The sequence below is a fragment of the Mucilaginibacter aquariorum genome, assembly GCF_024498135.1.
Taxonomy (GTDB): Bacteria; Bacteroidota; Bacteroidia; order Sphingobacteriales; family Sphingobacteriaceae; genus Mucilaginibacter; species Mucilaginibacter aquariorum.
In genome coordinates this window covers 1979621-2000485 of record NZ_JANHOH010000001.1, presented here as the reverse complement: position 1 = coordinate 2000485, position 20865 = coordinate 1979621, and the positions used below count along the sequence as shown (strand labels likewise).

Genomic DNA, 20865 nt, shown 5'->3' with positions numbered 1-20865 from the left:
TAATATTTCTATTTTTGCAGCTTAACATCTATACGTTTTGACACTCATAAAATCAATTTCGGGCATCAGGGGTACCATAGGTGGTGCAGCCGGCGACGGACTAACCCCATTGGATATTGTTAAATTCACATCTGCTTACGGCAGCTGGGCTGTAAAAAGAACCGGCATCAAAAAGATAGTTTTGGGCCGCGATGCCCGCTTGTCTGGCAGTATGGTTAATAACCTGGTTATAGGCACGCTGCAGGGGCTGGGTATTGATGTGATAGATTTAGGCCTATCTACCACGCCAACCGTTGAAGTAGCCGTACCTGATGAAAAAGCCGCGGGTGGTATTATCCTAACCGCCAGCCATAACCCAAAACAATGGAACGCTTTAAAACTGCTTAATGAAAAAGGTGAGTTTATTAGCGATATTGATGGTAAAGAGGTTTTAGAGATCGCCGAGAACAGCGATTTTATATATGCCGATGTGAACGACCTGGGTAAACTTATCAATGATGATAGCTACCTGCAAAAACACATCGATAAAGTACTGGCGCTTCCTTTGGTGGATGTTGCTGCTATTAAAAAGGCTAACTTTAAGGTAGCTATTGACTGCGTAAATTCTACTGGCGGTATTTTTGTACCAGCATTGTTAAGGGCGCTGGGTGTCGAAGTTATCCACGAGCTTTATTGCGAGCCCGACGGTCACTTCCCGCACAACCCGGAACCATTGCCAGAGAATTTGGTAGCGTTGTCGCAAGAGGTTTTAAAAACAAAATCTGATCTGGGCATAGCTGTTGACCCGGATGTTGACCGCCTTTGCTTTGTTTGCGAAGATGGCAGTATGTTTGGCGAGGAGTACACCCTGGTAGCAGTTGCCGATTATGTGTTGAAAAATACAAAAGGTAATACGGTTTCTAACCTGTCATCAACTCGGGCGCTGCGCGATGTTACTGAAAGTGCCGGTGGTGAATACCATGCCGCGGCAGTAGGTGAGGTAAACGTAGTGAACAAAATGAAAGAGGTTAACGCCATTATAGGTGGCGAGGGCAACGGCGGGGTTATTTACCCAGAGTTGCATTACGGCCGTGATGCCTTAGTGGGTATAGCTTTATTCCTTACTCATTTGGCTAATTACGGTAAGCCGGTTTCTGTATTAAGGGCCTCGTACCCAAGCTATTTTATCTCAAAAAATAAAATCACGCTTACACCAGAGATGGATATTGATGCGTTACTGTTAAAGGTTGAAGAAAAATACCAGAAACAGCCTCACTCTACAATTGATGGTTTAAAAATAGAGTTTGATAAAGAGTGGGTACATTTGCGTAAATCAAATACCGAACCTATTATCCGCATCTACTCTGAAGGTAATTCAGAAACCGTTGCAGATAACCTGGCCAACAAGATAATAACAGATATAAAAGAAATATTACAACTTACATAATTATTGAATGAATGATTTATTGAATTATTGATTGTTAAGCGCATCGTAATCACTAAATCACTAATTCAATAAATCAATAATTAAAAAAATGCGTGTTTACTTTGACAATGCCGCCACTACCGCCCTTGACCCAGAAGTTTTAAAGGAGATGTACAAGGTGATGGAAAACCAGTTTGGTAACCCTTCATCCATACATTCGCATGGGCGCGAGGTGCGTACATTAATAGAACGTTCACGCAAAACAATAGCCGGTTTACTGCATACATCGCCTGCCGAAATATTTTTTACCAGCGGTGGTACCGAGGCTGACAATACAGCTATCCGTTGTGGTATTGTAGATCATAAGCTTACACACGCTATAACTACAAAATTGGAGCACCATGCTGTTGTGCATACACTGCAAGCCATGCAAAAAGCAGGTGTTATTAAGTTGAGCTATGCTGGTGTTGATAGCAAAGGCAATGTTGATTATGATCACCTGGAAACGTTGTTAAAAACCAACGAGCGCAGCTTTGTATCCTTAATGCATGCCAATAATGAATTAGGTACACTTACCGATATTGAAAAAGTAGGTGAGCTTTGCGAAGCTTATAATGCCATGTTCCATAGTGATACGGTACAAACTGTTGGGCATTATAAACACGATCTAAGTAAGCTTAAACTACACTTTATGGTTTGCGCGGCACACAAACTGCACGGGCCAAAAGGCGTAGGTTTCTTACACATCAACCATAAAATCAAAATCAACCCGATGATATATGGTGGTTCGCAAGAGCGCAATATGCGCGGAGGTACCGAAAATGTTTATGGCATAGCCGGCCTTGCTAAAGCCCTTGAAATGGCTTATTCCGAAATGGATCAACATCAAAATTATATTCAGGATTTAAAAAGCTATATGAAAGCAAGGCTGGAGCAAGATGTTCCGGGTGTGAGCTTTAATGGCGAAACAGATCCGTCTAAAAGTTTATATACTGTACTAAACGTGTCGTTCCCTGAAATGGAAATGGCAGATATGTTGTTGTTTAACCTTGATATTGCAGGTATATCGGCATCTGGCGGCAGTGCATGCAGTTCAGGAACAGATATTGGCTCGCACGTGTTAACTGCTATAGGAGCAAGCCCCGACAGGCCATCCGTCAGGTTCTCTTTCTCTAAATATAACACAAAAGAAGAGGTGGATTATACTGTGGCTAAGCTTAAAGAGCTTTGCATGGTGAGTGCATAATTAGGAAAAATTTCTATTTTGTTAAAACATGGCTGTGTTTTTGATTGTTTATTAATTAACAATTAAAAACTACTACTATGGAACCCAACGAAAGCAATCCGGAGTATACTCCGAACACCAACCCGAACGAAACTCCTGAAGAACGCCAGTCAGATAATGAAGGCACAGGATATCGTCAGCAAAACGAACAGGAACAGCAGCAGGACGGTAATGATACATCGTACAGCGAACAGAACGATGTTACCCCACCAAATCAGCATGAATTTCCATCTGAAGGTGCTGCAACTAAAACAGATTTTACCAGCCGCAAGCAAGGCCGTACAACAGGCCGCATGGTAGGGCATGAGCCAGGTACCGAGGGGATATAAGCCTCAAATAACATTATGTAAAAAGGAAAGGCTCGTTAGTCTTTCCTTTTTTTTATTTTAGTGGTATGACGCCGATAATAATAATTTCGTTGATAGCTTTAATGTTTATATACCATTTTACACGAAAATGGATGGATAATGGTGTATCGTCGGTAGCATACTACTTGGTCTTTCTAATTTTTTCAGCCTTTTTTATGTTTGTCGTTATAATTATTTTCGCAGCTTTGACAGTTCAGGGTTGATAAAAATAAATGATATAAAAAGGCCATTTGTGAAACTAACGAATGGCCTTTTGTATTTAAACGGTTTTTATAAATTGCAGGATGAATTTTGAAATGTTATTTCATTTGCCATTTATCCTGATTATTGCATTTATAATTCATAGTCTTTCTTATAAAATTAGAGATAGGATTACCGGGCCATTTTTATATTATATTTTGCTTTTAATTGTAAGCACTATCGTTTATCTTTTGATAATTGCTGGTTTGGTTTATATTACAGTTGAAAGTTCGCCGTTTTAATATGTGTGTAAACAAAAAAAGTCCTTTGCTACAAACAGAGGACTTTAAATAACTTCTATTTTTGAATTAAGCCTGTGGCTCGATCTTCTCTTCTTTAACAGGTGCCAGCATTTTTAAGAATGATGCCAGTTTTTCTTTCATTTCTCTACGGTCTACTATAAAATCGAGGAAACCATGCTCCTGCACAAACTCGGCGGTTTGGAAACCTTTAGGCAGATCCTTTTTGATAGTTTCCTTAATAACCCTCGGGCCGGCAAAACCAATCAGCGAACCTGGCTCGGCAATATTTATATCGCCCAGCATGGCGTACGATGCGGTAACCCCTCCGGTAGTAGGATCAGTTAATAAAGATATATAAGGAACCTTTGCCTGGCTCAATAGCGCCAGTTTAGCCGATGTTTTGGCCATTTGCATTAACGAGAATGCGGCCTCCATCATACGGGCACCACCTGATTTTGATATCATCAGGAACGGGATCTTGTTAGCAATGCTATAATCGATAGAACGTGCTATTTTTTCGCCTACTACCGAGCCCATAGAACCACCTATAAAGTTAAAGTCCATACAGGCAATAACCAGCTCTTGTCCGTTCATTTTACCATGAGCGGCACGTATAGCATCAGTTAAGCCGGTTTTATTTTGTGTTTCTTTTAACCTGTCGGTATATTTTTTGGTATCCGTAAAGTGTAAAGGATCGCCCGAATGCAGATTGGTAAACAATTCTGTGAACTGGTTATCATCAAACAAAACAGAAAAGTATTCTTTTGAACCAATGCGTAAATGGAAGCCACAATAGTGGCAAACGTATTGGTTTTCAACCTGTTCAGAGTAATGTAACGGTTTTTTACATTGAGGGCATTTGTTCCAGATGCCATCGGGGGCTTCTTTTTTTTCCTCAGTAGTCGTAATTATCCCTTTAATTTCTCGCTTAAACCACGCCATGTCTATTTCTAAGTCTTTCAAGTACTGCAAAGAAACAAAAAATATCACAACAAGTTTGAAGAATATTTATACTATGATCAAGGTTCAAGTAAAGGTTTACATTCCATAGCAACATTGTTCATTGTAGTTTGAGGGACTGGCACTAAAACGGAATCAGGGTAAATTTTCTTTAATTTTTCTAATATGCAGTCACAAAATTTATCGGTAGTCTTTGGGAATTTGGGTGAGAATATTGCCTTAAAGTTATCTCTAAATGTTTTGTCAATCAAGGGTGTCCAACGTTCATAAACGGGAGTTAATTCGGTTTTATCACCGTTTTTGAACTCCATTAACGCCCAAGCCTAATGTTTAAACTTTTCAGACTATCTTTCGATACCGAATTTAAACCATTAGGGATTTCTTGCTTTAAGCGCTCAATTAAAAACCTTACGTATTTTTCTCTTTTTGCCTTGTTAGGCATTGTGGGTTTTGATGTGGAATCGAGATAGTTGTAAAAACCATGTTCATATTGTTTCGTCCATACTTTGTGATTGCGCTGCGCCTTGCAAGACGTTGTAGTAGTAAATACAAAAAGGATGATTATTAACCTGTTCACTTAAAAATCTTTTTTATCAAAAGTAATATTTTAGTTCGCACAAACATCAAACGCATTAAAAGCCTATTAAATAGGTAGAATTTATTAAATTTTGTAAGGATAGCTAAGTGTGAAAATAACACCCTATATAATATGTAAGCGGGTTTTATGCAAATTTATTGGCATTTAACTAAGCATTATTGGCTAAAACTTTCACAATCATATAGGTAAAACCCGGAATTTTTATAACTTCGAGGCCCAAACATACGCTCATGGATTTAAAAAATTATAAAGGTGTTCTGCACGGAGATCAGGTGCAGGAACTATTTGAAGCAGCTAAAAAACATCAGTTTGCTTTGCCTGCGGTAAACGTAATAGGCACAAATACTATTAATGCTGTAATGGAAACTGCTAAGGCGGTTAATTCTCCGGTAATTATTCAACTATCAAATGGCGGCGCGCAATTTTACGCGGGTAAATCATTAGATAACTCGAAATTACAGGCCTGCATTTTAGGTGGTGTATCTGCCGCTAAACACGTGCATTTATTAGCCGAGCATTATGGCGTAGCTGTAATTTTGCATACCGACCACGCTGCTAAAAAATTATTACCATGGATTGATGGTTTGTTAGAGCATGGCGAAAAATTCTTTGCTGAAACAGGCAAACCATTGTTTTCATCACACATGCTTGATCTTTCTGAAGAGCCTATCGAAGAAAATATTGAAATATCTGCTAAATACTTAGAGCGCATGGCCAAAATGGGCATGACCGTTGAAATTGAACTGGGTGTAACCGGTGGCGAAGAAGATGGTGTAGATAACTCTGATGTTGATAGCTCTCGTTTATATACCCAGCCCGAAGAAGTAGCTTACGCTTACGAAGAACTTTCTAAAGTTAGTCACCGTTTTACCATTGCTGCTGCATTTGGTAACGTGCATGGTGTTTACAAACCGGGTAATGTTAAATTACAGCCTGTTATTCTGCATAACTCGCAGGAGTTTTTGAAACAAAAGCATAACCTTACCGACGCTAAACCTATCAACTTTGTTTTCCACGGTGGTTCTGGTTCAAGCCAGGAAGAAATTCGCGAAGCGATATCTTACGGTGCTATAAAAATGAATATTGATACCGATATGCAGTTTGCATTTTGGGAAGGCATAAGAGATTATTACCAGGCAAAAGAAGGTTATTTGCAAACACAAATTGGCAGCCCCGATGGTGACGATTCGCCAAACAAAAAATATTACGACCCACGTGTTTGGTTGCGTAAAGCCGAAGAAAGCTTTGTAAAAAGGCTTACTGTAGCTTTTGGCGATCTTAATTGCATCGACGTAAATAGCAAGCTGTAAGCAGCAAGCTAATCAGAATAAAAAACCGCCTCTATTATAAACATTGGCGGTTTTTTTTGGTTGTTATGTAAATTTGTTAGCTATGGCCGAAAAGAAAAGCAATTTATTTGAAAAGTTTGCAAATTGGGCAACAGCCGCAACGGGTAGCTCTGCTGCATTTATAATTGCAATAACTACTATTGTAGTATGGCTAATAACCGGGCCCGTATTTAATTATTCGGATACCTGGCAGCTTATTATTAACACAGGCACAACCATCATTACATTTTTAATGGTGTTTTTGATCCAAAAAACACAGAATAAGGATTCAAAGGCCATTCATTTAAAATTGAACGAACTATTGGCATCACATCAGGGCGCGAGTAATCGTATGGTTGATATTGAAAACCTAACTGAAGTGGAACTGGACCAGCTGCATAAATTTTATGTAAGATTATCTGCGCTGGCCGAACAGGAAGATGATTTAACCTGCACGCATTCAATTGATGCTGCAAATGATAACCACCAAATCAAACAAACCGGCTTTAGATCAAAACCGCATTACCAACATGCCCTCAAAAACAGAAGTAAACAAAGTAAGTAGCCCTGCCGACCTTGAAAAAGTATTTGCCGTAAGGCGCGAAGTATTTGTAGGCGAACAAAATTGCCCACCCGAACTGGAGTGGGAGTTTGAAGACGAATCTACCCATTTTTTAGCCACTGTTGATGGCGAACCTGCCGGGGCATCCCGCTGGCGCAAAACCGATAAAGGCTATAAGCTGGAACGCTTTGCTGTGTTATCTAAATTTCGCGGCCATGGTGTAGGCCAGCAACTTGTAAAAGCTGTTTTAGCCGATCTGCCCGCGGATGCGAAATATATTTACCTGCATGCCCAAATCCAGGCTGTAACTCTTTATGAAAAATTCGGCTTCGAAAAAACCGGCCCCGAGTTTGAAGAAGCAGGGATAAGGCATTATAAAATGGTGAAGCACTAACAAATAAAGGGAGTGTGCTCTATTAATCAGGCATAACCGTTTCAGTACCTATCGAAATTTGATACCGTTATATCAATTTTTATACTCAAATCCTTTTACAATTTCGTTTAGCTTAAGCCATACGTTATTAGCATAAGGTTTTGGTGAAATTTCATACATTAAAGCCGAATGACTAGTGCCGGGATAATTACGAACATGTATTTTTACATAAAACCTGATTGGTTTTCCGGTTAAGAAGTTTAAGGTTGATATTGTTCCCTGGTAAGTTTCCTGATCATCATTCATGACTTTTATTTTTTGAAACTTTGCTTTTGTGAAGTTATCAACCGGTTTTATCTTGCTATTGCTTCTGTATAATCCATTAAAATATTCAGTCATATAAGTTTGTAAAGCCTGGCTGTTTAACTGAGGCTTGCCCTCAATAAACCAAAGGAAAGCGTAAGACCAGTAGTCGTTTTTTTGCGGCATTGTTCCAATCCGGCGTAAAACGTAACTCTTCCATCCCTTTAAAAGGAATGTTTGGTGCAAAGCTGATAGGAAACGGTATTTTTTCGCTGCCCCATTTAGCGGGCAGGGGTAGCGTATAAGGAGTTTGCTGGCAAAAAGCTTTACCGCAAGTAAATACAATCAGCAACGATAATATGATCTTTTTCATGATGAGATCTATATTACATAAAGCTATACATGAAATTGGATACAGGTTGTTAATTACTGTTAAAAAAGTTAAAGGTTGATAATTCTTATCCAAACACCTTTCCCGAGTAATCCATCGCTTCGCTTAGTTTATCTAAATTAAGCCCCATGTTGATGTTTTGATGCAGAAGGTATGCTATTAGGTTTTCGGTGGCGATGTTGCCTGTAAGCTCATCTTTGGCCATTGGGCAGCCTCCATATCCTTTTAATGCAGCGTCAAACTTTTTACAGCCGCTTTCATATGCCGCGGCCACTTTTTCCTGCCATGTATCTGGTGTGGAATGCAGGTGTACGCCAAATTCAGTAATTTCAGAAAGTTTGGTTAGGGCGGGGTACAGGCTGGTGATCTGCTCGGGTGTGGCTATGCCAATGGTATCCGATAAGGCAATATATCCAATTCCCTCATCAATCATCTTTTGTGCCCAGTACTGAACTATCTCCGTATCCCATTCATCACCATAAGGGTTACCAAAACCCATTGACAAATAAATTAACAGGTTTTTATTATTTGCAGCGCACAGTTCGTTTATTCGTTTAACATTGTCAAATGCCTGCTCAATGGTGGTATTGGTGTTACGCAGCTGGAAAGTTTCGGAAATAGAAAACGGGTATCCTAAATAATGAATCTCGGGATGAACGACTGCATCTTCTGCGCCCCTGTAATTAGCTATAATTGCCAATAGCTTTGAACGGGTATTATCCAGGTCAAGTTTGCTTAAGACTTCGGCTGTATCCCGCATTTGCGGTATGGCATTGGGCGATACAAAGCTGCCGAAATCAATAGAATCAAAACCTACCTGTAAAAGCAGGTTAATGTATTCGGTTTTAACATTGGTAGGTACAAAATCATAAAGGCCCTGCATGGCATCGCGGGGGCACTCGGTTATTTTTATGTGTTCGGCCATTAATTAATCGGGTTTTGAAACTTGCTCGTCCTTTTGTATCAGTTCGTCACGTTCAAAGTTACGGATAATCAGCCTGCTGCCGCCATTGTAAGTTATATAGCTGGCTACCCAGTTAATAAATACAATAATACGGTTACGGCCACCCATAAGCGATATCAGGTGCACAAACATCCATATCAGCCAGGCAAAAAATCCCTGGAATTTTAGTTTACCCAAATCGGCAATGGCTTTGTTACGGCCTATAGTTGCCAACGAGCCCTTGTCGTTATATTTAAATGGAACGGTTTGTTCGCCCTTTATTAAACGATAAATGTTTTTGCCTGTTGCCTGGCCCATTTGTATGGCAACCTGCGCAACGCCCGGGTGCCCTTTAGGGGTTTCGTCTGTTATCATGGCTGCCACATCGCCAATGGCAAATATATTGTTGCTGCCAACCATGCGGCAAATGGTATCAACTTTAATGCGGTTACCACGCTCAATGCTGTCTTTTGATATCCCATCGGGTACAACCCCCATTACACCTGCAGACCATATTACATTTTTGGTGAAAATGCTTTTACCGCCTTCAAATTTTATCTCGTGGCCATCGTAACTCTCCACTTTTACATTTAGCAACACCTCAACGCCCATGCTGTGCAGATAGTTTTCCGCGGCTTTTGAGCCCTCGTCAGAAAAAGGGCCTAAAACTTTTGGTAGGAAGTCTACCAGGTAAACCTTCATTTCATCTTTTACAAGTTCGGGATAATCTTTGTTGAGCACATGGTTGCGCAGCTCTGCTAACGCGCCCGCAAGCTCTACACCGGTAGGGCCGGCACCCACCAATACGAATGACAGGTATGGTGCGCGATCTTCCTTAGAGGGCTTTAAAATGGCTTCCTCAAGGTTCTGTAGCACAAGGTACCGGAGGTTTAATGCCTCGGGGATAGATTTCATGGGCATGGAATAGTGCTCAATCTCTTTATTGCCAAAAAAGTTGGTGGTTGATCCTGTTGCTATCACCAGGTAATCGTACACTATTTCGCCGATGGCGGTTACAACTGTATTTTTTTCTGCATCAATACGGGTAACCTCGGTATTGCGGAAACGGAGGTTCTTTTGCCCGTCAAAATTTTTACGTAACGAGAATGCTATAGCTTCGGCCTCTAGACTACCTGTAGCCACCTGGTATAGCAGTGGCTGAAAAGTATGATAGTTGTGCTTATCGATAAGGATAATCTCTACAGGCTTATCTGCGAGTTGCTTGGCCACCTGCAGGCCGCCAAAGCCGCCGCCTATAATAACTACCGTTGGGAATTTTGATTGATCAGTAGGGTTCATGATGCAATTTTAAACTTTATGTAATGCTAAGCGTTTAGTTGTAAAACAAAAAAGGCTCCAAATGTTCTTTGGAGCCTTTTAATTATGAGAGATTTTTTATCTCAGGTCTTTCTTTCCAAAGTCGATAATAACCGGTGTGGCTACACATATTGATGAATAAGTACCAAAAATAACACCTATTAACAATGCGAATGAGAACCCGCGGATAACATCACCACCAAAGATGAATAATATCACCAATATTAAAACGACAGTAAATGCAGTGATAATAGTACGGCTTAATGTATTGTTAATTGCGTGGTTGATTACCTCTTTAGGGTCATCAGTTTTTGCATGGTGCAGTTCAAGGAACTCACGGATACGGTCAAACACTACCACGGTATCGTTAATTGAATAACCAATAACGGTAAGCAATGCTGCTATAAATGCCTGGTCGATATCTAAAGAGAACGGAAGGATATCTTTAAATAACGAGAAGAACGACAGTACCAGTAATGAATCGTGCGCGGTAGCGATCATCGCACCTAAGCTAAATTGCCATTTACGGAACCTGATCAATATATAAGCAGAGATAACAACAATAGCCAGTATGATTGTCCATTTAGCTGAAGCCTTAACTTCGTTAGCTATAGTAGCTTCAACCTTTTGGTGTGCTTCTATCTGTTTTGCTTCAATTTTTGTAGCCGGGTTTGTTGCCAGCGCCTTAATTAAAGCGGCTTGTACTTTACTATCCGCATCAGCCGAATTATCGTTAATAAGGTAGTTGGTATTGATGCTCATCTTATTATCAGTACCATAAGTTTTAACCTCGGTACCACGGCCAAGTGTTGCATCAATAGCATCGTGTATTTGCCCGGTAGTAACAGGGCTGGTAAATTTAACAATGTAAGTGTGTCCACCACCAAAATCAACACCGTAGTTAAAGCCCCTTGTTATCATTGATACCAAACCGGCAGCAATGAATATACCAGAGAAGGCATAAAATTTGAAACGATTTTTAACGAATGCGTAGTTTGCATTTTTGAAGGTATGTGAACTCCATGGGCGAGAAAATGTGATATCCCAGCCTTTTTCAAGCATAAATTCAAATATCAACCTCGAAATTAACAATGAGCAGAACAAGGTGGTAACGATACCGATCATTAAAGTAGTTGCGAAACCTTGTATTGGGCCCGAACCAAATAAGAACAATATAACACCTGTTAAGAATGTACTGATGTTGGCATCAAGAATAGAAGGTAAAGCGTGTTTAAAACCATCTGCAACCGCAATACGGATAGATTTGCCTAAAGCAAGCTCTTCACGTACACGCTCATAAACCAATACGTTGGCATCCACAGCTACACCAAGTATCAAAATGATACCTGCGATACCTGGAAGCGTTAATACAGCACGTAAGCTAACCAATACCCCCATAAGGAAGAACACGTTGATCAATACCGCGATAACTGCAACTGTACCCGCGCGTTTGTAGTAAGCTATCATGAAAATTAAGATAACTACTAAACCTAATATACATGATAATAAACCAGCACTAATAGCTTCCTGACCTAATGACGGGCCTACAACAGCCTCACCAATAATACGTACAGGTGCCAGTAAACGGCCTGCTTTTAATATATTGGCTAAATCCTTAGTATCTTCAAGTGTGAAGTTACCGCCTGATATTGACGATACGCCACCTGAAATTTCGTTTTGAACGTTAGGAGCAGAGTAAACGTTATCATCCAACACAATGGCGATAGCTCTTTTATTTGCACCTGCAGACGCTTCGGCGGTAACGGTTTTCCATTTTGCCGCACCTTGCGAGTTCATGTACATAGTAACCTCGTACCCACCTTTTAGTTGGTCTACATCGCTGCGGGCATCATTTATTACATCGCCAGATAACACAGGACCATTTTCGGCGCCAGAAAGTTTAATGGCATATAATTCAAAAACCTTTGTGTTTTTAATAGGTTTAACAGACCAAAGGAATTTCATGTTTTGTGGAACAACCGATTTAATATCGGCATTGCGCAGGTAGTTGTTTACTTTAGCAGTATCTTTTTGCGCAGAGTAACCAACAATTGGGCCCGGGCTTAATTGTTGCTGGCCGCTTTGATCCTGGTAAGTAACCGGCGATAATACCGCGAATAACGGATTAGCAGCTAACTGCGTTTTATTTAAACTGGCAGAATCTTTATTAGTAGTATTTTTTAATTTGTTTAATAACGAATTAGCTTGTTTTGCAGCAGCAGACGTATCTTTTGCAGTAGCAGATGCTAATGCAGATTTTGCAGTATCGGTTTTAACTGTATCCTTTTTAGGGGTAGCGGTTTTGTTTTTAGCAGCCAGTAAGCCGTTAATGTTATTTAACAAACCGTAAACTTCGGTATTATCATAAGTTTGATAAAACTCCAGTTTTGCTGTACCTGATAATAATTTGCGTACACGCTCCGGCTCTTTAACGCCAGGTAGTTCAATCAAAATACGGTTAGTGGTTTTTTGCAATTGAATGTTTGGCTGTGTAACACCAAATTGATCTATACGGGTATGTAATACAGTATATGATTGTTGTACTGCGGTATTTGCCTGGTCTTTCAAATAAGTCTCAACATCGCTGTTTGATGAATTGAACTTTAATTTATCCTGATTATTGCTGTTTGCAAATATGGCAGCAAGTTTAGCGTTTGGGGCCAGTTTTTCATATTCGTCAACAAAAAGGGTAATGTAATCTTTTTGCTCGGTTACGCTTCTTGCCTGCGCGTTGGTCAATGCCTGGTTAAAGGCAACGTCGGCATTGTTGTTTGATAACGACTGCACAAGCTCGCGTAAAGAAACCTGCATAGTAACGTTCATACCACCCTTTAGATCCAGACCCAGGGCAAGTTCCCTTTCCAGGCAATACTGGTAAGTGTGGTTAAGCACCGGATATACCGGTAACGTTGAAACAGAATCAAGATAGGCCTTTTCCTTTTCGGGATCGCCCTTAGAATACGCTTTGGCATCACTCTCAACTTTGTGTGCCACCCATGTAAATGAAAACTGGTATAAGCACACTACAGCCAGCAGAATGGCGAAAAATTTAATAACCCCTTTACCTTGCATCGCGAATTAAATATGTAATTAATTAGTTTATAAGCTTTTTAAATAAGACGGCAAATCTAATAAAATTTCACAAGCATGAAATTTTTAATTGAAACAAAATAATATTGGTTTTTGTTACCGACGGTTTAGTGTGATAAATGAGTAGGGAAGCGGGTTTTTTTCGTCGGGCTCGTTATACTCCCGGCTTACTTCATCCCATTTCAGATAGTCAATTTCCGGGAAAAAGGTATCAGCCTCAAAATCCTTGTGGATAATGGTTAGGTAAATTCGGTCGGTTTTATCCATTGCCTGGCGATAGATCTCGGCACCACCACCAATAAATACTTCATCCTCGTGGGCGCATAATGCTAAACCGTCGTCTATTGATTTTACTACTTCGCAGCCGGGTATCTCTATATCCTGCCGGGTTACTACAATATTGCGGCGGTTAGGCAATGGTTTCCCAACCGACTCATAAGTTTTACGGCCCATGATAATTGTACGGCCGGATGTTACCTGTTTAAAATGTTTCAGATCATTTGGCATATGCCAAAGCAACTGGTTGTTTTTACCAATGGCGTAATTTTCTGCGATCGCTACTATGATGGAAATTGTCATTTTTTAGATTATAATGGTTTGGAGTTTTGTTCGAGCCAGGCTTTGATGTCATCAAATCGCATTTCGCCGGTGCTGGCATTTATTACCATGACGTACTTCTCTTCTTTAGATGCCGTCAAGTGTAAGCTGCCAACTCTTAGCAGGATCTCCATGAGTGTATAGGCCATACGTTTATTGCCATCCATAAACGGATGATTAATGATTAGGCTTTCAAACAACGCAGTTGCCTTTTCTATCGAGGTTGGATAAATATCTGTGCCATCAAAAGTAGCAAACGGACGATTTAGGGCAGACTCCAATAGGCTTTCATCGCGAACCTCTTTGCTGCCCCCAAATTGCTCAATTAATTTATCATGAATACGTACCGCTGATTGAAAACTGATCATTGAGCTAATTTCTCAAGTAACTCCCTGTTTTCGGCAATGATCGTGTCAAGATGACCATCTAAGGTTTTATCATCAATGTATTGCTTCTGTTGGATTTGATTTATTAACCCAAGCACATCTTTTAAAGATTCTTCGGGTATCGTTTCGATAGCCTTGTGTAATTCTTCTTTAATTTCTGTAGTTGTCATACCCAAATTTACAAAACATCATCTTAAACCGCAACAACTCCTTTAATATGCGGATGCGGATCATAGTTCTCAAGGGTGAAATCTTCAAACTTAAATCCGAAGATATCTTTCACTTCCGGGTTTATCTTCATTGTTGGTAGCGGCTTGGGCTCGCGGCTTAGTTGCAGCCTGGCCTGCTCCAGATGATTGTTGTACAAATGCGCATCGCCAAAAGTGTGGATGAAATCGCCGTAGTCCAGATCGCATACCTGTGCCATCATCATGGTGAGCAACGCGTACGATGCAATGTTGAAAGGTACCCCCAAAAATATATCGGCACTACGCTGATACAATTGACACGATAATTTGCCTTTTGTTTCGCCTTTTAATGCATCAGCGGGCTGCACATAAAATTGGAACAAACTGTGGCAGGGTGGAAGCGCCATTTGGTTAACATCGGCAACGTTCCATGCCGATACCATTATGCGGCGCGAATCCGGATTGTTCTTCAATTGATTTACCACCTGGGTTATCTGATCTATATGGCCGCCATCGGGCTTTGGCCACGACCGCCACTGGTAACCATACACCGGCCCAAGGTTGCCATTCTCATCGGCCCACTCATCCCAGATGCGTACGCCGTTATCTTTTAAATATTGAATATTGGTATCGCCGGTCAAAAACCATATCAGCTCGTGGATGATAGATTTGAGATGCAGTTTTTTGGTGGTCACCATGGGGAAGCCGTCCTGCAGGTTAAAACGCATCTGGTAGCCAAACACGCTTAAGGTGCCTGTCCCGGTGCGGTCATGCTTTTGCGCTCCGTTCTCCATCACATGCTGCATCAGGTCGAGGTATTGTTTCATTCTGAAAATAATTATTGATTTAGCGAATTATTGATTTAATGATTTCAGTCTCCCGGTTCACCAGTCAACAAATTTAAATCAGTACAAATAAAAAAAATCTATTTTTGGTATCCTACCGATGTGTATAAATACATGCGGTGTTAATTGAATTTTGATGATAGTATTTCCAAACGCAAAGATAAACATTGGCCTTAACATTATTGCCCGCCGGCCCGACGGATACCATGACTTAGAAACAGTTTTTTATCCGGTGAAAATTAATGACGTGCTGGAGGTGATAGAGGCCGATAAGCTGAGCTTTGAATCATCAGGTTTGGACATACCCGGCAGGCTGGAAGATAACCTTTGCATTAAGGGTTACCATCTGCTAAAAAAAGACCATGACCTGCCGCCGGTAAAAATTCATCTGCACAAAAATATTCCCATTGGGGCGGGGCTCGGCGGTGGTTCGGCTGATGCTGCTTTTTTCATCAAACTGATGAATGATAAATTTGAACTCGGCTTATCATTGGAGAGGATGGAAGACTATGCCCGGGTGCTTGGTGCTGACTGCGCTTTTTTCATCCAAAGCAAACCGGTGTTCGCGTTTGAGAAAGGAGATGAGCTTGAACCTATCAATCTTGACCTGTCTGCTTATAAAATTGTGTTGGTGATGCCAGATGAGCATGTGTCAACCGCAGAGGCTTACAGAGGCGTAAAACCGGCGCCAGTTTCAGAATCTTTATACGACCTGATAAAAACGCCCCTTACGGCATGGAGAGGGCACATTAAGAACGACTTTGAGGGCCATATTTTCCGTGATCATCCCGTTATACGTGGCGTAAAAGCAGAGTTGTATGAGTATGGTGCGTTATACGCAAGTATGAGCGGCAGTGGGGCATCGGTTTTTGGCATTTTTGAGAACACACCAAACCTGCAGGCCATGGAAGAGAGCAACCAAGTTTTTTACAATGTCTAAGAGAAGTGAGAGCTGAGCGAGCGGTCATATCTCACGTCTCAAATCTCACATCTAATCCCTGCTGATATAATCTCTGTCTTCGTCACTTAGTGTATTTTTATCCTCATCGGCATGCCGCTCGTCGTAGTGTTCGCCGATGTTGTATTTTTTATTTTTTGGCCGGCCCACCAACACACCTAAAATAAACGCGGCCACCGCCACGGCTGTTAGCACTGCAACCTTCGGCATGTAGATGGTGCTAAACAAAATGGTGAATTTCACCTCGTCGGTATTTTGCATGATGATGATGGTTAGCAGCACCACAATTACAAGTACGAAAATATTTTTAATGCTCATGATCTTCTTCCCGGTTTTAGTTTCTACAATATGCGGTTTTTAAATCTTTTTTAAAAATGGGTGAATTGTGGGTAAGGCCTGATGGGCGAAAAAAAATCCCGACCCTGGCCAGTGGCGGATACATTGCATAAGACCACTCTCTAAAAAAAGTACATCCGCGAAAATCACCCTCACTCGAAATTTTTCATAACCGGACGTGTTTCTCATCGCAGATTCAAATTCCGTTTTCCGGAAATTTTTAACGAAGCACACGCCATTCCGGCGTTGATTTTTAAGCTCCAATTTCACTCCAAAAGTTGAGCACTGTATACAAGTTTGCTACCTACCCCAATTTCTGTAAAATATACTCATTGCATTTCGGTACACTTTCTATTAAAAATATGAATGTTTAAACAAAGTGAATTTTTACATTATTTAACACATTGTAATTATTTCATTAATAGTATTTTAAATACTTAAAAATAACCTACTAAAATTAATTGCTATTATTTTTAGTATTTGCAAATTTTCGAAGTATCACTTACATTAAGTTATTGAGTTAATAAACTATATATATATCTGATTATTAAGTTAATATATTTTACTTGTAAATTAAATATTTACTTATATAAGTTGAAAACGAGTAAGGTTTTAGTCTTGTTTATAACTAAACATTCATACTAAGTTCAATACACTTACTGATTTTGAGATTTGCCCCAGTTTCGCCCGGAATTATTTTGACGGGGAATAACTGCTTTGAAAATTATAATGGCTTATACGGGCTAAAAATGCCCAAGATCTTGAGTATGCTTTGCCCCCACTCTGGCAGATACGAGGGTCAGATTTGTGGTAAGACCGAAGAAATAAAAAAGGATAGATTAACGGTTACGGCGTTTAGCTACCTGCTTTTGGGCAACAGGAAACAAGAAGATAGTAGACAGGATTATTATAGATCCAACCCAAAAACCTACCGACATTTTATTCATATCGCCAAAAAAAAGAAAGGCCATAATGATGCCGTACACCGGCTCCAGGTTGGTGATAAGCGCCACGCGGAAGGCCGAAAGTTCGCGCATTACAGATACGCCAGCGACGTAGGCAAGGGATGTACACACGGTTCCAAGCAGTACCAAATAGCCAATATCGGCTGGTTTAGGAATAGCAAATTCGGCCGCGCCACCAGTCGCAAAAAGATAAATTGTGATCCATAACAAGGCACCGGATAGCTCGTAAAATGCAATTACAGGAGCTTCATGATGCTTTACCTGACGGCTGTTTATGATGGCAAAAAGGCTTGCCAGTACCGCGCTTACCAGCCCGGCTATGATACCCTTAGTGTATTTTGTTTCAAATTTAAATATTAGAATTATGCCCAGTACAATGAAAATGCCGGCAATAATTTCCATTTTTGAGATGCGTTTTTTGTTGATGATAGGCTCAAAAATAGCAGTAAAAAGGGTGATAGATGAGAGGCAAACTAACGTTACCGGGACGGTAGAAAGCTTGATAGATGCGAAGAAAAGTATCCAATGGCCACCTACCAAAGCGCCCGTAAGCATCAATTTTAGCAGCGTATTTCGGTTAACTTTGAACGCTGTTTTGTTAAATTTGAAGTACAAAAACAGCGATAAACTGGCAATTAAAACCCGATACCAAACCAAATTTACTGCCGAAATGGAGATAAGCTGACCCAAAATTCCGGTAAATCCCCAGATAAAAACGGTAAAATGTAGGATTAAAAGGTTCTTATTTACGCCAGAATTAGTCCCCAAAACGTCTTTTTTCGCCCCTAAATCGGTAGCTTTTTGCCTGTAATTTGCGCCTGGTTCAGTCATTATTTTGGAGCTTTTACGAGCAGGATGTAGCCCAATATCCCGAAAATTATGTTAGGAATTAGTACCGCAATTAGCGGTGGGAAGCCCCCCTTGATGGCAAAAACCAGGGCGAATTTGTTCACTACGATGTAGGTGAAACAGATGAAAATGCCTATCCCCAAGGGCAAACCAACCCCTCCGCGCACCTTTCTTGAGGCTATTGCAACACCAATACAAGTGAGTACAAACGACGATAATGGCTCCACAAAACGGCGGTATTTTTCAAATAACATGTCGGTAATAACACCCGTACTGCGGGTTCTTTCCTTCTCAATTCCCTTGTTCAAAGTGCTTAAAGACATAGCCCCATATATGTTACTTACCACGTTATCGTGGGCTTCAAAGTCCACCGGTCGCATGTCTAAAACCGTATCAATATTGGGTAAATTATTCTTCAAAACTTCCTTTAAACCGTTCACATAACGTATGGTTGGCATGACGATAGTCCACCTGTTTTTGAGTGAATCAAACTTAATACTGGTGGCAGTAAGACGCTCTTTTAGCTCATCTCCATCAAACTTTTCGAGGGTGAAATTATAGCCTGTTTGCAGGGAAGGGTCATAGCTTTGCAGGTACACAAACGTGCGTTTATCAAGCTGAATATGCACCTCGCTTTTAGATGGATCGTCGTTTTTAAAGAAGTGCGCACCCTCAAAAGTTACCTTTAATTTATTTGTAAACGGTAAAATGTAAAGGTTTGCAAATAACGATACCGTGAATATTAACCCGGCCGATAAGGCGTAAGGCCTCAGGAACCTGTAAAAGCTGGCCTTACTTGTTAAGATTGGCACAATTTCGGTTTGATTGGCCATTTTAGCCGTGAAGAAAATAACCGCCAAAAAGTTAATAAGCGGCGATAAAAGCATCAGGTAAAACGGTATAAACCCCGCATAATAAACAAATACGATGTCGTTTATGGAGGCATTATCACCCAAAAAGTTATCCAGGTGTTCAGAGATATCAAACACCACCGATATCACCATAAAAATACCCAGCGTGAACACAAATGTACCCAGGTACTTTTTAATAATGAACCGGTCAATAACGGTTAAATATCGATGCAGAAATGCTCTCATTTATAATCTTTGGCCTAAACGGTTTACCATAACTTTCTTCCAGTCGTAAAACTCACCGCTAATGATTTTATTGCGTGCTTCCTGAACTAACCATATGTAAAAGTGCAGGTTATGCAAAGTAGCGATCTGCGCGCCCAGCATTTCGCCGCTATGTATCAGGTGGCGTAAATAGGCTTTGGTATAGCAAACATCAGAATATAGGTCGCTATCGGCCTCAATAGGCGAAAAATCGTTCTTCCACTTTTCGTTTTTGATATTAATGATGCCGTTTTTGGTGAATAACATGCCGTTACGCGCATTACGGGTTGGCATTACACAATCAAACATATCAATACCTAAAGCAATGTTTTCCAGTATGTTAACCGGCGTGCCTACGCCCATTAGGTAACGTGGTTTATGCTCCGGTAATATATTACACACAACTTCGGTCATGGCGTACATCTCTTCGGCCGGTTCACCTACCGAAAGACCGCCAATGGCGTTACCTTCACGCTCAAAAGAAGCTATAACTTCGGCCGAGCGTACACGCAGATCTTTATATACCGAACCCTGTACAATAGGGAAAAAAGTTTGGTTATAATCATACCTGGGTTGGGTGCTATCAAAGCGTTCGCAGCAGCGTTTTAGCCAGCGGTGCGTCATCTCAATAGAGCGTTTTGCGTAGTTATAATCGCATGGGTAAGGCGTACATTCATCAAATGCCATGATGATATCGGCACCAATAATGCGCTGTATATCCATTACATTTTCGGGCGTAAACAGGTGTTTTGAGCCATCAATATGCGACCGAAACGTAACACCTTCTTCCTTTATCTTCCTCACTTCGGTAAGCGAATACACCTGGTAACCGCCGCTATCTGTTAAAATAGGGCCTTCCCAACCGTTAAATTTGTGCAAGCCACCGGCCTGTTCAATGGTGTTTAATCCGGGCCTTAAGTACAGGTGATAGGTGTTCCCTAATATAATTTGTGCCTTAATATCGTCCTTCAGCTCGCGCTGGTGGACTGCTTTAACCGTGCCGGCTGTGCCAACAGGCATAAAAATAGGTGTTTGTATAACCCCGTGGTCTGTAGTTACCTCGCCCGCTCGGGCCTTTGAAAGGGGGTCTTGTGCTGTTAAATTAAATTTCATTTATCCCCGCAAAATTAACAAAACCGTTTGGCATTGGGTACGGTTAATTGATGGATTGTTAGATTGTTGTGATGGTGAGATGCTTGGGTGGTGATGTTTGGTAGGTTT

Annotated in this window: 21 protein-coding genes; 7 read left to right on the top strand and 14 right to left on the bottom strand. The window is 40.8% G+C overall.

The window, feature by feature from the left end; all coding sequences use genetic code 11:
- The first annotated feature begins 37 nt into the window (after nucleotides 1-37).
- From glmM to NPE20_RS08640, 3 genes are all read left to right on the top strand, one after another.
- The gene (gene glmM, locus NPE20_RS08650; protein ID WP_256538214.1) at nucleotides 38-1426 is read left to right on the top strand and encodes a phosphoglucosamine mutase; all 1389 of its coding nucleotides are present in this window, start codon (nucleotides 38-40) and stop codon (nucleotides 1424-1426) included.
- Between the two features lie 88 nt (nucleotides 1427-1514).
- Complete coding sequence (locus NPE20_RS08645) at nucleotides 1515-2651, top strand: cysteine desulfurase family protein (protein WP_256538213.1); 1137 nt, start codon at nucleotides 1515-1517, stop codon at nucleotides 2649-2651.
- Between the two features lie 77 nt (nucleotides 2652-2728).
- Nucleotides 2729-3019 (top strand): hypothetical protein, encoded by a 291-nt coding sequence (locus NPE20_RS08640; RefSeq protein WP_256538212.1) that lies wholly within the window; start codon nucleotides 2729-2731, stop codon nucleotides 3017-3019.
- 587 nt (nucleotides 3020-3606) lie between these two features.
- On the opposite strand, the gene accD is transcribed toward NPE20_RS08640, so the two are convergent.
- Complete coding sequence (accD, locus tag NPE20_RS08635) at nucleotides 3607-4482, bottom strand: acetyl-CoA carboxylase, carboxyltransferase subunit beta (RefSeq protein ID WP_256538679.1); 876 nt, start codon at nucleotides 4480-4482, stop codon at nucleotides 3607-3609.
- Between the two features lie 846 nt (nucleotides 4483-5328).
- On the opposite strand from accD, the gene fbaA reads away from it, so the two are divergent.
- The 3 genes from fbaA to NPE20_RS08620 all read left to right on the top strand — a co-directional run bounded on the left by fbaA (nucleotide 5329) and on the right by NPE20_RS08620 (nucleotide 7382).
- Nucleotides 5329-6408 (top strand): class II fructose-bisphosphate aldolase, encoded by a 1080-nt coding sequence (fbaA, locus tag NPE20_RS08630; protein WP_256538211.1) that lies wholly within the window; start codon nucleotides 5329-5331, stop codon nucleotides 6406-6408.
- Between the two features lie 82 nt (nucleotides 6409-6490).
- Nucleotides 6491-6991: a low affinity iron permease family protein gene (locus tag NPE20_RS08625; RefSeq protein WP_256538210.1), complete on the top strand. Its 501-nt coding sequence runs from the start codon at nucleotides 6491-6493 to the stop codon at nucleotides 6989-6991.
- On the top strand, nucleotides 6957-7382 hold the full coding sequence (locus tag NPE20_RS08620) for a GNAT family N-acetyltransferase (protein WP_256538209.1): 426 nt from the start codon (nucleotides 6957-6959) through the stop codon (nucleotides 7380-7382). Before NPE20_RS08625 ends, NPE20_RS08620 begins: the two co-directional genes overlap by 35 nt.
- A 72-nt stretch (nucleotides 7383-7454) precedes the next feature.
- Here NPE20_RS08620 and NPE20_RS08615 read toward each other — a convergent pair whose 3' ends face one another.
- The 9 genes from NPE20_RS08615 to NPE20_RS08575 form a co-directional block, all read right to left on the bottom strand.
- Nucleotides 7455-7760: a hypothetical protein gene (locus tag NPE20_RS08615; RefSeq protein WP_256538208.1), complete on the bottom strand. Its 306-nt coding sequence runs from the start codon at nucleotides 7758-7760 to the stop codon at nucleotides 7455-7457.
- A 40-nt stretch (nucleotides 7761-7800) separates the two neighbouring features.
- On the bottom strand, nucleotides 7801-8037 hold the full coding sequence (locus tag NPE20_RS08610) for a hypothetical protein (RefSeq protein WP_256538207.1): 237 nt from the start codon (nucleotides 8035-8037) through the stop codon (nucleotides 7801-7803).
- 85 nt (nucleotides 8038-8122) lie between these two features.
- Complete coding sequence (locus NPE20_RS08605; RefSeq protein WP_256538206.1) at nucleotides 8123-8980, bottom strand: hydroxymethylglutaryl-CoA lyase; 858 nt, start codon at nucleotides 8978-8980, stop codon at nucleotides 8123-8125.
- A 3-nt stretch (nucleotides 8981-8983) separates the two neighbouring features.
- Nucleotides 8984-10297, bottom strand: coding sequence for an NAD(P)/FAD-dependent oxidoreductase (locus NPE20_RS08600; protein ID WP_256538205.1), 1314 nt, complete (start codon nucleotides 10295-10297; stop codon nucleotides 8984-8986).
- 96 nt (nucleotides 10298-10393) lie between these two features.
- Nucleotides 10394-13387 carry a protein translocase subunit SecDF gene (gene secDF, locus NPE20_RS08595; RefSeq protein ID WP_256538204.1) on the bottom strand — a complete coding sequence of 998 codons (2994 nt, stop codon included), beginning with the start codon at nucleotides 13385-13387 and terminating at the stop codon, nucleotides 10394-10396.
- Between the two features lie 114 nt (nucleotides 13388-13501).
- The gene (locus NPE20_RS08590) at nucleotides 13502-13984 is read right to left on the bottom strand and encodes a dihydrofolate reductase (RefSeq protein ID WP_256538203.1); all 483 of its coding nucleotides are present in this window, start codon (nucleotides 13982-13984) and stop codon (nucleotides 13502-13504) included.
- An 8-nt stretch (nucleotides 13985-13992) separates the two neighbouring features.
- Complete coding sequence (locus NPE20_RS08585) at nucleotides 13993-14370, bottom strand: type II toxin-antitoxin system death-on-curing family toxin (RefSeq protein ID WP_256538202.1); 378 nt, start codon at nucleotides 14368-14370, stop codon at nucleotides 13993-13995.
- The gene (locus NPE20_RS08580; RefSeq protein ID WP_256538201.1) at nucleotides 14367-14558 is read right to left on the bottom strand and encodes a hypothetical protein; all 192 of its coding nucleotides are present in this window, start codon (nucleotides 14556-14558) and stop codon (nucleotides 14367-14369) included. The genes NPE20_RS08585 and NPE20_RS08580 overlap by 4 nt, the downstream gene beginning before the upstream one ends.
- 23 nt (nucleotides 14559-14581) lie before the next feature.
- Nucleotides 14582-15403 carry a thymidylate synthase gene (locus NPE20_RS08575; RefSeq protein ID WP_256538200.1) on the bottom strand — a complete coding sequence of 274 codons (822 nt, stop codon included), beginning with the start codon at nucleotides 15401-15403 and terminating at the stop codon, nucleotides 14582-14584.
- A gap of 154 nt (nucleotides 15404-15557) precedes the next feature.
- Between NPE20_RS08575 and ispE the strand changes: the two genes are divergently transcribed.
- Nucleotides 15558-16361 (top strand): 4-(cytidine 5'-diphospho)-2-C-methyl-D-erythritol kinase, encoded by an 804-nt coding sequence (gene ispE / locus NPE20_RS08570; protein ID WP_256538199.1) that lies wholly within the window; start codon nucleotides 15558-15560, stop codon nucleotides 16359-16361.
- A 51-nt stretch (nucleotides 16362-16412) separates the two neighbouring features.
- On the opposite strand, the gene NPE20_RS08565 is transcribed toward ispE, so the two are convergent.
- From NPE20_RS08565 to tgt, 4 genes are all read right to left on the bottom strand, one after another.
- Nucleotides 16413-16697 carry a hypothetical protein gene (locus tag NPE20_RS08565; protein ID WP_256538198.1) on the bottom strand — a complete coding sequence of 95 codons (285 nt, stop codon included), beginning with the start codon at nucleotides 16695-16697 and terminating at the stop codon, nucleotides 16413-16415.
- 857 nt (nucleotides 16698-17554) lie between these two features.
- Nucleotides 17555-18511: a DMT family transporter gene (locus tag NPE20_RS08560; RefSeq protein WP_256538197.1), complete on the bottom strand. Its 957-nt coding sequence runs from the start codon at nucleotides 18509-18511 to the stop codon at nucleotides 17555-17557.
- Nucleotides 18511-19626 carry an LptF/LptG family permease gene (locus NPE20_RS08555; RefSeq protein ID WP_256538196.1) on the bottom strand — a complete coding sequence of 372 codons (1116 nt, stop codon included), beginning with the start codon at nucleotides 19624-19626 and terminating at the stop codon, nucleotides 18511-18513. The genes NPE20_RS08560 and NPE20_RS08555 overlap by 1 nt, the downstream gene beginning before the upstream one ends.
- Nucleotides 19627-20757, bottom strand: coding sequence for a tRNA guanosine(34) transglycosylase Tgt (gene tgt, locus NPE20_RS08550; RefSeq protein ID WP_256538195.1), 1131 nt, complete (start codon nucleotides 20755-20757; stop codon nucleotides 19627-19629).
- Between the last annotated feature and the right edge of the window lie 108 nt (nucleotides 20758-20865).